Genomic DNA, 12,984 nt, shown 5'->3' on the forward strand with positions numbered 1-12,984 from the left:
GGCGGTAGGTAGCGACGGGACTTTGTGGTTAACTTCCGCCTCTCGAATTCGTTTCAATAAACCAGCATAAGGATTCTGTTCATGGCTCAAGTCACCCTTCGTGGTAACCCTGTGCAAGTTGAAGGCGAACTGCCGCAAGTCGGCTCCCAGGCCCCAGACTTCACCCTGACTGCCGCTGACCTGTCGGACGCCACCCTGGCGACCTTCGCCGGCAAGCGCAAAGTGCTGAATATCTTCCCAAGCGTCGACACGCCGACCTGCGCGACTTCGGTGCGCAAGTTCAACGCCCAGGCCAATGACCTGAGCAACGCTGTCGTGCTGTGCATCTCCTCGGACCTGCCATTCGCCCAAGCGCGTTTTTGCGGTTCCGAAGGCCTGGAAAACGTGAAGAACCTGTCGGACTTCCGCAGCGCTGCGTTCTCCGAAGACTACGGCGTAAACATCGTTGATGGCCCGCTGCGCAGCCTGACCGCGCGTGCCGTGGTGGTACTGGACGAAAACAACAACGTGCTGCACAGCGAGCTGGTTTCCGAAATCGGCCAGGAACCGAACTACGAAGCAGCCCTGGCTGTTTTGAAGTAACTGTTTCTGCGCGTGACTGTCGTTTTGCAGTAACACGCGTGATGCATGCTTGCGGCCTGGCCTAGTCCAGGCCGTTTTTATTTGCGTCTCAGATGCTTAGCGAAATAGCGGGCCGACTAAGCTCAGAAGTTAAAACTTGTAAGTCCAAGGTAAATAGCCGGTAAAGGCGCTTTTCTTAATGCGCCCCAGTGCTTATCTTTCAGCCTCCCAAAGAAGAAGCTCTCGCGCCCAATGGTTGATCAATCCATGCAATCCTCCCCCCGTAAGTCCCGCCGTTGGTTGTTCGGCCTGTTTGTGCTGCTGGTCATCGCCGGCCTGTGCTGGAAGTTCTGGCCTGGCAGCAGCCACAAGGACGCCGCCGCACCGAAGTCGGAAGGCCGCGCCGGCAAGTCGGGGATGATGCGGCCGGGCTTTGGCGGCTCCACCGGCCCGATCCCGGTGCGCGTGGCACCGGCGGTGCAAGGGGAGTTCCCGGTGTACTACAAGGCATTGGGCACGGTCACCGCCCTCAATACCATCAATGTACGCAGCCGGGTGGGCGGTGAGTTGGTGAAGATCGCCTTTGAAGAAGGGCAGATGGTCAAGGCCGGCGACCTTTTGGCGGAAATCGACCCGCGCAGTTACCAGAACGCCTTGCTCCAGGCCCAGGGCACGCTGTTGCAGAACCAGGCCCAGTTGAAAAACGCCCAGGTCGATGTGCAGCGTTATCGCGACTTGTATGCCCAGGACAGTATTGCCAAGCAAACCCTGGACACTGCCGAAGCGCTGGTCCTGCAATACCAGGGCACGGTCAAGACCAACCAGGGCGCGGTAGACGACGCCAAACTCAACCTCGAATTCACCAAGATCCGCGCCCCCATCAGTGGGCGAGTGGGCTTGCGTCAGGTCGACGTGGGCAACCTGGTGTCCGCCAATGACACCACCTTCCTTGCAGTGATCACTCAAACCCAGCCGATCAGCGTGGTCTTCACCCTGCCGGAAAACACCCTCGACACCGTGCTCGCCCGCTTTCACGCCGGCAACAAGTTGCCCGTGGAAGCCTGGGACCGTGGCGACGTAAAGAAACAGGCCGTCGGTGTGTTGCAGAGCCTCGACAACCAGATCGACGTCACCACCGGCACCCTGAAGTTCAAGGCGCGCTTCGATAACAAGGATCAGGCGCTGTTCCCCAACCAGTTCGTCAATGTGCACCTGCTGGCCGACACCCTGCACAATGTGGTGTTGGCACCGTCCGCCGCGATCCAGTTCGGCAATAACGGCACCTTTGTCTACAAGCTCGACGGCGACAAGAAGGTCAAGATGCAGCCGTTGGTGGTCGGTGATTCCGATGGCGACAACACGGTGATCAAGGAAGGTCTGGTCGCCGGTGACCGTGTGGTGCTGGAAGGCACCGACCGCTTGAAGGATGGCAGCGAAATCGAAGTGGTCAACGACAGTAGCGAAGTGCCGACCACCCCGACCGAGCACCTGCAAGGCAAACCCGCGGCAAAAGAGAAGACCGGTGCTGACGCCGGCAAGGCGCAAAAGGTCGGTTCATGAACCTGTCGCGGCTGTTTATCCTTCGCCCGGTCGCCACCACCCTGAGCATGCTGGCCATTGTCCTGGCCGGCATCATCGCTTATCGCTTGCTGCCGGTATCGGCACTGCCCCAGGTGGACTACCCGACCATCCGGGTGATGACCCTGTACCCCGGCGCCAGCCCGGACGTGATGACCAGCGCCGTCACCGCGCCCCTGGAGCGCCAGTTCGGCCAGATGCCCGGCCTGACCCAAATGGCATCCACCAGCTCCGGCGGCGCGTCGGTGCTGACCCTGCGTTTCAACCTCGACATCAATATGGATGTCGCCGAGCAGCAGGTACAGGCCGCGATCAACGCCGCCACCAACCTGCTGCCCAAGGATCTGCCGGCACCGCCGGTGTACAACAAGGTCAACCCGGCGGACACTCCGGTACTGACCCTGGCCATCACCTCCAAGACCATGTTGCTGCCCAAGCTCAATGACCTGGTCGATACACGCATGGCGCAGAAAATCGCGCAGATCAGCGGCGTCGGCATGGTCAGCATCGCCGGTGGCCAGCGCCAGGCCGTGCGCATCAAGGTCAACCCTGAAGCGCTGGCGGCCAACGGGTTGAACCTGTCGGACGTGCGCACCCTGATCGCCGCGTCCAACGTCAACCAGCCCAAGGGTAACTTCGACGGGCCGACCCGTGTGTCGATGCTCGACGCCAACGACCAGTTGGTCTCACCGCAGCAATATGCCGAACTGATCCTGGCCTACAACAAGGGCGCGCCGCTGCGCCTGAAAGACGTGGCACAGATCGTCGACGGCGCCGAAAACGAGCGTCTGGCCGCCTGGGCCAACGAAAACCAGGCCGTGCTGTTGAATATCCAGCGCCAGCCGGGCGCCAACGTGATCGAAGTGGTGGACCGCATCAAGGCGCTGTTGCCGAGCATCACCGACAACCTGCCGGCCGGCCTCGATGTGACGGTGCTGACCGACCGCACCCAGACCATCCGTGCCTCCGTCACCGACGTGCAACATGAACTGCTCATCGCCATTGCCTTGGTGGTAATGGTGACCTTCCTGTTCCTGCGTCGTTTCAGCGCCACGATCATTCCGTCGATCGCCGTGCCGCTGTCGCTGGTCGGCACCTTTGGCGTGATGTACCTGGCGGGTTTCTCCATCAACAACCTGACGCTGATGGCCCTGACCATCGCCACCGGTTTCGTGGTGGATGATGCGATCGTGATGCTGGAGAACATTTCGCGTTATATCGAGGAGGGCGAGACGCCACTGGCGGCGGCACTCAAGGGCGCCAAGCAGATCGGCTTCACCCTGGTCTCCCTGACCCTGTCGCTGATCGCGGTACTGATTCCGCTGCTGTTCATGGCCGATGTGGTCGGGCGGCTGTTCCGTGAATTCGCCATTACCCTGGCGGTGGCGATCCTGATTTCCCTGGTGGTGTCCCTGACCCTCACGCCGATGATGTGCGCACGTCTGCTCAAGCGCGAACCCAAGGAAGCCGAGCAGGGCCGCTTCTACAAGGCCAGCGGCGCCTGGATCGACTGGCTGATCGAAGCCTATGGGCGCAAATTGCAGTGGGTGCTCAAGCATCAACCGCTGACCTTGCTGGTGGCCGTCGCCACCCTGGGCTTGACGGTATTCCTGTACCTGGTGGTGCCCAAGGGTTTCTTCCCGGTGCAGGACACCGGCGTGATCCAGGGGATTTCCGAGGCGCCGCAGTCGATTTCCTTTGCGGCCATGAGCCAGCGCCAGCAGGAGTTGGCCAAGATCATCCTGGCTGACCCGGCGGTGCAAAGCCTGTCGTCCTACATTGGCGTAGATGGCGACAACGCCACCCTCAACAGCGGCCGCTTGCTGATCAACCTCAAGCCCCATGGGCAGCGCAACTTGAGCGCGGCCCAGGTGATTACCCGCCTGCAACCGCAAATCGACAAGCTGGTGGGGATCCGCCTCTTCATGCAGCCGGTGCAGGATCTGACTATCGAAGACCGCGTCAGCCGCACGCAATACCAGTTCAGCATGTCCTCACCGGACGCCGAGCTGCTGGCGCTGTGGAGTGACAAACTGGTGCACGCTCTCAGCCAGCTGCCGGAGCTTACCGACGTCGCCAGTGACCTGCAGGACAAGGGTTTGCAGGTGTTCCTGGTGATCGACCGCGATGCGGCCTCGCGCCTGGGCGTCAGCGTGTCGACCATCACCGATGCGCTCTACGATGCGTTCGGCCAGCGGCAGATCTCCACCATCTACACCCAGGCCAGCCAATACCGCGTGGTCTTGCAGGCCCAGTCCGGTGAAACCCTGGGCCCGGCGGCGCTGAACCAGATCCACGTGAAAACCACCGACGGCGGCCAGGTGCGGCTGTCGAGCCTGGCCCATGTGGAACAGCGCCAGGCCCAACTGGCGATTGCCCACATCGGCCAGTTCCCGGCGGTGATGATGTCGTTCAACCTGGCCCCTGGCGTCGCGTTGGGCAAAGGCGTGGAGCTGATCAACCAGACCCAGAAGGACATCGGCATGCCGATCGGCGTGCAGACCCAGTTCCAGGGGGCGGCCCAGGCCTTCGAAGCGTCACTGTCGAGCACCTTGCTGCTGATCCTGGCGGCGGTGGTCACCATGTATATCGTGCTGGGCGTGCTGTACGAGAGCTACATTCACCCGATCACCATCCTGTCGACCTTGCCGTCCGCCGCCGTGGGGGCTTTGCTGGCGTTGCTGCTCAGCGGCAATGACCTGGGCATGATCGCGATCATCGGCATCATCCTGCTGATCGGTATCGTGAAAAAGAACGCGATCATGATGATCGACTTCGCCCTCGACGCCGAACGCAACCAGGGCCTGGACCCGCAGACGGCGATCTATCAGGCGGCGCTCTTGCGTTTCCGGCCGATCCTGATGACCACCCTGGCCGCGTTGTTCGGCGCGGTGCCGCTGATGCTGGCCACCGGCTCCGGTGCGGAGTTGCGCCAGCCGCTCGGGCTGGTGATGGTCGGTGGTTTGCTGGTGAGCCAGGTCCTGACCCTGTTCACCACGCCGGTGATCTACCTGTACTTCGACCGCCTTGGCCGTCGTTGGCGCAAAGAGCCGCAAAGCCTGGAGCCGGTTGAGTCATGAACCTGTCCGGACCTTTCATCCTCAGGCCGGTCGCTACCATGCTGCTGAGCCTGGCGATCCTGTTGCTGGGCGGCGTGAGTTTCAACCTGTTACCGGTGTCGCCGCTGCCGCAGATCGATTTCCCGGTGATCGTGGTGTCGGCCAGCTTGCCCGGTGCCAGCCCCGAGGTGATGGCATCGACCGTGGCGACGCCGCTGGAGCGTTCGTTCGGCGCGATTGCCGGCATTACCACCATGAGCAGTTCGTCGAGCCAGGGCTCTACGCGGGTGATCCTCGCATTCGACTCCGGGCGTGATATCAACGGCGCCGCACGGGAAGTCCAGGCGGCGATCAACGCCTCGCGCAATCTGCTGCCCAGCGGCATGCGCAGCATGCCGACCTACAAGAAGATCAACCCGTCGCAGGCACCGATCATGGTGCTGTCGCTGACCTCCGATGTGCTGCAAAAGGGCGAGCTGTACGACCTGGCTTCGACCATCCTGTCCCAGAGCCTGTCCCAGGTGCCGGGTGTGGGCGAAGTGCAGATCGGTGGCAGCTCCCTGCCTGCGGTGCGTATCGAGCTTGAGCCCAAGGCCCTCGACCAGTATGGCGTGGCCCTGGATGACGTGCGCAACACCATCGCCAATGCCAACCAGCGCCGGCCCAAGGGCTCCCTGGAAGACAGCGAACGCAACTGGCAGATCCAGGCCAACGACCAGTTGGAAAAGGCCAAGGACTACGAACCGCTGCTGATCCGCTACCAGAACGGTGCTGCCTTGCGCCTGGGCGATGTGGCCAAGATCAGCGATGGCGTGGAAGACCGCTACAACAGCGGCTTCTTCAACAATGATGCGGCGGTGCTGTTGGTGATCAACCGCCAGTCCGGCGCGAACATCATCGAGACGGTGCGCCAGATCAAGGCCCAGTTGCCGGCCTTGCAAGCGGTGCTGCCGTCCAGCGTCAAGCTCAACCTGGCCATGGACCGCTCGCCGGTGATCACCGCCACCCTGCATGAAGCCGAGATGACCTTGCTGATTGCGGTGGCCCTGGTGGTGCTGGTGGTGTACCTGTTCCTGGGTAACTTCCGCGCCTCGCTGATCCCGACCCTGGCGGTGCCGGTGTCGTTGGTGGGGACCTTTGCGGTGATGTACCTGTTCGGCTTTTCGCTGAACAATTTCTCGCTGATGGCGTTGATCCTGGCCACCGGGCTGGTGGTGGACGATGCCATTGTGGTGCTGGAGAACATCTCCCGGCATATCGACGACGGCGTGCCGCCGATGAAGGCGGCCTACCTGGGCGCCCAGGAAGTCGGCTTTACGTTATTGTCGATGAACGTGTCGCTGGTGGCGGTGTTCCTGTCCATCCTGTTTATGGGCGGTATCGTCACCAGCCTGTTCCGTGAGTTTTCCATCACCTTGTCCTCGGCGATCATCGTCTCGCTGGTTGTGTCGCTGACCTTGACCCCGATGCTCTGCGCCCGTTGGCTCAAGCCCCATGTCAAAGGGCACATGACCGGTTTGCAGCGCTGGAGCCAGCGGGTCAACGACCGCATGGTCGCGGCGTATGCCACCAGCCTGGACTGGGTGTTGCGTCATCGGCGCCTCACACTGCTGAGCCTGTTGATCACCGTGGGGGTCAACATTGCGCTGTACGTGGTCGTGCCCAAGACCTTCATGCCGCAGCAGGACACCGGCCAGTTGATCGGGTTTGTGCGCGGTGACGACGGGCTTTCGTTCGGCGTGATGCAGCCGAAGATGGAAACCTTCCGCAAGGCCATCCTCAAGGACCCGGCCGTGCTCAGCGTGGCCGGGTTTATCGGCGGCAACAACGGTACCAATAACGCGGTGATGCTGGTGCGCCTCAAGCCCATTGCCGAGCGCAAGATCTCGGCCCAGGCGGTCATCGAGCGTTTGCGCAAGGATGTACCGTTGGTGCCGGGCGGGCGCCTGTTCCTGATGGCCGACCAGGACCTGCAATTTGGCGGCAGCCGTGACCAGAGCAGTGCGCAGTATTCCTACATCCTGCAAAGCGGGGATCTGGCCGCGTTGCGCACGTGGTTTCCGAAAGTGGTGGCGGCGTTCCACTCACTGCCGGAACTGACGGCCATCGACGCCCGTGAAGGCCGTGGCGCCGCACAGGTGACATTGATCGTCGACCGCGACCAGGCCAAGCGCCTGGGCATCGACATGAGCATGGTCACGGCGGTGCTGAATAACGCTTACAGCCAGCGGCAGATTTCCACCATCTACGACAGCCTCAACCAGTATCAGGTGGTGATGGAGGTCAACCCGAAATATGCCCAGGACCCGATCACCCTCAATCAGATGCAGGTGATCACCTCCACGGGTGCGCGGGTGCCGTTGTCCACCATCGCTCATTACGAAAACAGCCTGGCCGCCGATACCGTGCGGCACGAGGGCCAGTTCGCCTCGGAAAACATCGCCTTCGACCTGGCGCCTGGCGTGACGGTGGAGCAGGGCACTGCCGCCATCGAACGAGCGGTGGCCAAGGTCGGTTTGCCGGAAGATGTGATCGCCAAGATGGCCGGCACGGCCGATGCGTTTGCGGCGACCCAGAAGGGCCAGCCGTTCATGATCCTCGGCGCGTTGGTGGCGGTGTACCTGGTGTTGGGCATTCTGTATGAAAGCTACATTCACCCTCTGACGATCCTGTCGACCTTGCCGTCGGCGGGGGTGGGCGCATTGCTCTCCATCTACCTGCTGGGCGGCGAGTTCAGCCTGATCTCCTTGCTGGGGCTGTTCCTGTTGATCGGGGTGGTGAAGAAAAACGCGATCCTGATGATCGACCTGGCCCTGCAACTGGAACGTCATGACGGCATGAGCCCGCTGGAATCGATTCGCAGCGCCTGCCTGTTGCGCCTGCGGCCGATCCTGATGACCACGCTGGCCGCCATCCTCGGTGCCTTGCCGTTGCTGCTCGGCGCCGGCGATGGTGCGGAAATGCGCCAGCCTCTGGGCCTGACGATCATCGGCGGGCTGGTGTTCAGCCAGATCCTGACCCTTTACACCACTCCGGTGGTCTACCTCTATCTCGACCGCGCGCGCCACCGTTTCAACGCCTGGCGCGGCGTGCGTACCGATGCTGCCTTGGACACTGCGCTATGACCGATTCAACCTTTGCCCAATTGGCCATGAGCATGCCCCGTGGTTCCCGCCTGGCCGGCCTGGTGCTCTGCGGCGCTTTGCTCAGCGCCTGTGCCATCGGCCCGGACTACAAGCGCCCGGACGTTGCCGAGCCCGCGCAATTCAAGCAAGCCCAGGGCTGGCGCCAGGCGACCCCCAGCGACGCCCTGGCCCGTGGGGCCTGGTGGGAGTTGTACGGTGATCGCCAACTGAATGAACTGGTGGAACGCCTGAATAATTCCAACCAGACCGTGGCCCAGGCCGAAGCGCGCTTTCGCCAGGCCCAGGCCCAGGTGCGCAGCGCCCGTGGGGCGTTTTTCCCCACGGTTGACTTGAGCGTCGGGAAAACCCGCGCCAGCCAGGGCACCGGCAGCAGCAGCGCCAGCCTCAGCAGCTCCAGCAGCGGCATCCGCGACACCCTCAACGCCCAACTGGGGGTGAGCTGGGAGGCGGATGTGTGGGGCAAGCTGCGCCGTGGCCTGGAGGCCAACGAAGCCACCGCCGAGGCCAGCTCGGCGGACCTGGCGGCGATGCGTTTGAGCCAGCAGTCAGAGCTGGTGCAGGACTACCTGCAACTGCGCGTCATGGATGAACAGACCCGCCTGTTGCAAGCCACGCTGGAGACTTACCAGCGCTCGCTGAAAATGACCGAAAACCAATACCGCGCCGGTGTGTCGGACAAGGCGGCCATCGCCCAGGCGCAAACCCAGCTCAAGACCACCCAGGCCAGCCTGATCGATCTGATCTGGCAGCGCGCGCAGCTGGAAAATGCCATCGCCGTATTGATCGGCGAAGCTCCGGCCAACTTCAACCTGGCGGTGAGCAAGAGCATTCCGACGCTGCCGCAGGTGCCGGTCAGCGTGCCTTCACAGTTGCTTGAGCGTCGCCCGGACATTGCCTCCGCCGAACGTTCGGTAATCGCTGCCAACGCCAATATCGGTGTGGCCAAAGCCGCTTATTACCCGGATTTGACGTTAAGTCTGGCGGGCGGTTATTCCAGCAGCACCTATGCTGACTGGATCAGCCTGCCGAACCGCTTCTGGTCGGTGGGGCCGAAACTGGCCATGACTCTGTTGGATGGCGGCCAGCGCTCGGCGGAAGTCGACCGTACCATGGCCTCTTATGATGAGACCGTGGCCAAGTATCGCCAGACGGTGCTCGATGGTTTCCGTGAAGTTGAAAACTACATGGTGCAGTTGAAGGTGCTGGAAGATGAGGCGGTAGTCAGCAACGAAGCGCTGCAATCGGCCCGCGAATCGCTGCGCTTGACCGAGAACCAGTACAAGGCGGGGCTGATTGGTTATCTGGATGTGGTCACGGTGCAGGCGACAGCCTTGAGTAATGAACGCACCGTGTTGACCTTGCTGCAGACTCGGCTGGTGGCGAGTGTGCAGTTGATAGCGGCGTTGGGCGGGGGATGGGATGGGCATACGTCGGCAGAGGGCAAGGACTGATAGGGGGCGAACCGTTGTTGCGGTGCCGGGGCCCCGGCGGCCGGCTTTTTGGAGCGACTGGAATGTAGAAGCGAGCTTGCTCGCGAAAAACCTCAACGATAACGCGTGTTGCCTGAATGAACGCGGTGCCTGTGAATTCTTCGCGAGCAAGCTCGCGCCTACAGGGGCAAATGCCACTAGTGGCATTTTGACGATTAAGCGAGCCGCCGATAATTTTTCTCGCTACAATCGCCGCCTTTTCCATCTGGTACGGGTTTTTTTCAGCCCCGTCGGTTCTGAGAAAACCCATGCTCATCGGTAGTTATTCTCCCTCTCTGGTGGTGATTTCCCTGTTCGTGGCGATCCTGGCGTCCTATACCGCGCTGGACATGGCCGGCCGCATCGCGACCACCCAGGGTCGTGCGGTGTATTTATGGATGACCGGCGGCGCATTGGCGATGGGCGTGGGGGTGTGGTCCATGCACTTTATCGGCATGCTGGCTTTGCGCCTGCCGTTTGCATTGGGATTCGACGTCGAGATCACCGCGCTATCGTTGCTGATTGCGGTCTTGTCCAGCGGCTTTGCCCTGTGGCTGGTCAGCCAGCAACGCCTGCCTGTTTGGCAACTGGGGTTCGGTGCGTTGGTGATGGGCGCGGGTATCAGCAGCATGCACTACACCGGGATGGCGGCGATGCGCATGACCCCGGGCATCGACTACGACCCCAGCCTGTTTGGCGCATCTTTGCTGATCGCCGTGGTGGCCTCGGGCGCTGCGTTGTGGATCGCCTTCAACCTGCGGCGTAATACGCCGTATGTCCGCTTGGCCCGCGCAGGCGCGGCAGTGGTCATGGGGGTGGCCATCGTCGGCATGCACTACACCGGAATGGCGGCCGCCCAGTTTGCCGAAGACAGTTATTGCGGCGCCGCATTGTCGGGGCTGAGTGGCAAAGGCCTGGATAATCTGGTGCTGGTCACCAGCCTCTCGGTACTGATCATTGCGTTGTTGACCTCCTTGCTGGATGCTCGACTGGAGGCGCGTACCGCCGTGCTGGCCGACTCCCTGACGCTGGCCAACCAGGAACTGACCCACCTGGCCTTGCACGACATGCTCACCGGGTTGCCCAACCGCATGTTGCTTTCCGACCGCATCCAGCAAGCGATGCAGACGGTGAACGAGCAGGGTGGCTGCTTCGCATTGATGTTTATCGACCTGGACGGTTTCAAACCGGTCAACGATGCCTTCGGCCACCACATGGGTGACCAGTTGCTGCGCGAAGTGGGTGTACGCTTGCGCGAAGACCTGCGCAGCCAGGACACCCTGGCCCGTATCGGTGGCGATGAGTTCGTGCTGCTGGTGCAACTGATGCAACCGGACGACGCCATGAGCCTGGCCGCGCGCCAGGTCGACCTGATCAACCGCACGTTCAGGGTGGCCGAGCATGACCTGCAGATCTCCGCCAGCGTCGGTATCGCGTTGTTCCCGGGCAATGGCAATAGCCCCGAAGACCTGTTGATGAACGCCGATGCCGCTATGTATCACGCCAAGGGCATGGGCAAGAATGGCTACAGCTTCTTCGATGTCTCGATGAACACCAATGCGCGCAAACAACTGCAGTTGTTGCAGGACTTGCGCAACGCAATCGAACAGCAGCAGTTGCGCCTGCATTACCAGCCCAAATTCGATGCGCTCAGTGGTCGGGCGGTGGGTGCCGAAGCCTTGCTGCGTTGGGAGCATCCGCAACAGGGCTTGTTGTTGCCCGCCACCTTTATCGAATTGGCGGAAAAGACCGGCTTGATCATTGCCATCGGTGACTGGGTGCTCAATGAAGCCTGTCGGCAGATGGCCCTCTGGCGCGCCGAGGGCTATCAGGATTGGCGGATCGCGGTGAACCTGTCCGCATTGCAGTTCTGCCATGCCGGGTTGGTCAAGAGTGTGGCCGCCGCCCTGGCCCGTCACCAATTGCCGGCCAACAGCCTGACCCTGGAAATCACCGAGACCACCGCGATGAGCGACGCCGATGCCAGTATGGCGGTATTGCAGCAGCTCTCGGACATGGGCGTCGACCTGTCCATCGATGACTTCGGCACCGGCTATTCCAGCCTGATGTACCTCAAGCGCCTGCCGGCCAACGAGTTGAAGATCGACCGGGGGTTCGTGCGTGACCTGGAACACGACAGCGACGATGCGGCGATCGTTTCGGCGATCGTCGCGCTGGGTCAGGCCCTGGGCTTGCGCATCGTTGCCGAAGGCGTGGAAACGGATGTTCAGCAAAGCTTTCTGACGCGCCTGGGCTGCAACGCTCTGCAGGGCTACTTTTTGGGCCACCCGTTACCCGCCGACAGGTTCATGGCGGATATCCGGCGTGCCGAAGACGCGGCAGCGCCTGACAAGAACGAGGTGTGACAGGTATTCTGGATTCAACCCTAAACGTTTGGTTGAATCAGGAGGCAGCACCCATGGATAAAGTCGTCATTATCACCGGAGGTAGCCGAGGGATTGGCGCCGAGACGGCACTGCTGGCTGCCCGGCAGGGTTATCGCATCTGCATCAACTATCAGTCGGATGAAGCCGCGGCCCTGCGCGTGCTGGAACAGGTCCGCGCGCTAGGGGCGCAGGCGATCGCCGTGCGGGCGGATGTCAGCATTGAAGATGAGGTGATCGCGCTGTTTCATCGCGTGGATACCGAGCTGGGCCGTGTCACCGCGCTGGTCAACAACGCCGGTACGGTGGGGCACAAGTCGCGGGTCGATGAGATGTCCGAATTCCGTATCCTGAAAATCATGAAAACCAACGTGCTGGGCCCGATCCTGTGTGCCAAGCACGCGCTGCTGCGCATGTCGCCAAGGCACGGAGGGCAGGGCGGCAGTATCGTCAACGTGTCGTCGGTGGCGGCGCGGCTGGGTTCACCGGGTGAGTATGTCGACTATGCGGCGTCCAAGGGCGCTCTGGATACCTTCACCATTGGCCTGTCAAAGGAAGTGGCGGGCGAGGGCATTCGCGTCAATGCGGTGCGCCCCGGCTACATTTTCACTGACTTCCATGCCCTCAGTGGCGACCCGGACCGCGTCAGCAAGCTGGAGTCCGGTATCCCGATGGCCCGTGGCGGGCGCCCGGATGAGGTGGCGGAGGCGATTATCTGGCTTTTGTCGGATAAAGCGTCCTACACCACCGGTACGTTTCTCGATTTAGGCGGTGGCCGGTAAGGCCG

7 protein-coding genes are annotated in these 12,984 nt (G+C 62.0%); all 7 read left to right on the top strand.

Annotated features, from left to right (window positions below):
* The first annotated feature begins 81 nt into the window (after positions 1–81).
* The 7 genes from tpx to C9383_RS22185 all read left to right on the top strand — a co-directional run bounded on the left by tpx (position 82) and on the right by C9383_RS22185 (position 12,979).
* Positions 82–582 (top strand): thiol peroxidase, encoded by a 501-nt coding sequence (tpx, locus tag C9383_RS22150; protein ID WP_090371392.1) that lies wholly within the window; start codon positions 82–84, stop codon positions 580–582.
* A 231-nt stretch (positions 583–813) separates the two neighbouring features.
* Positions 814–2,121, top strand: coding sequence for an MdtA/MuxA family multidrug efflux RND transporter periplasmic adaptor subunit (locus C9383_RS22155; RefSeq protein ID WP_090371390.1), 1,308 nt, complete (start codon positions 814–816; stop codon positions 2,119–2,121).
* A complete protein-coding gene (locus C9383_RS22160; RefSeq protein WP_090371387.1) occupies positions 2,118–5,219 on the top strand; it encodes an MdtB/MuxB family multidrug efflux RND transporter permease subunit in 3,102 nt (1,033 codons plus the stop codon). The genes C9383_RS22155 and C9383_RS22160 overlap by 4 nt, the downstream gene beginning before the upstream one ends.
* Positions 5,216–8,323, top strand: coding sequence for an efflux RND transporter permease subunit (locus C9383_RS22165; protein ID WP_060757046.1), 3,108 nt, complete (start codon positions 5,216–5,218; stop codon positions 8,321–8,323). The genes C9383_RS22160 and C9383_RS22165 overlap by 4 nt, the downstream gene beginning before the upstream one ends.
* Positions 8,320–9,795: an efflux transporter outer membrane subunit gene (locus tag C9383_RS22170; RefSeq protein WP_090371384.1), complete on the top strand. Its 1,476-nt coding sequence runs from the start codon at positions 8,320–8,322 to the stop codon at positions 9,793–9,795. Before C9383_RS22165 ends, C9383_RS22170 begins: the two co-directional genes overlap by 4 nt.
* 287 nt (positions 9,796–10,082) lie before the next feature.
* Positions 10,083–12,179 (top strand): putative bifunctional diguanylate cyclase/phosphodiesterase, encoded by a 2,097-nt coding sequence (locus C9383_RS22180; protein ID WP_090371382.1) that lies wholly within the window; start codon positions 10,083–10,085, stop codon positions 12,177–12,179.
* A 53-nt stretch (positions 12,180–12,232) separates the two neighbouring features.
* Positions 12,233–12,979, top strand: a complete 747-nt coding sequence (locus tag C9383_RS22185) for an SDR family oxidoreductase (protein ID WP_060757043.1) — start codon at positions 12,233–12,235, stop codon at positions 12,977–12,979.
* Positions 12,980–12,984 lie beyond the last annotated feature (5 nt).

It is taken from the genome of Pseudomonas palleroniana (genome assembly GCF_003031675.1).
In the GTDB taxonomy this organism is placed as follows: Bacteria; Pseudomonadota; Gammaproteobacteria; order Pseudomonadales; family Pseudomonadaceae; genus Aquipseudomonas; species Aquipseudomonas palleroniana.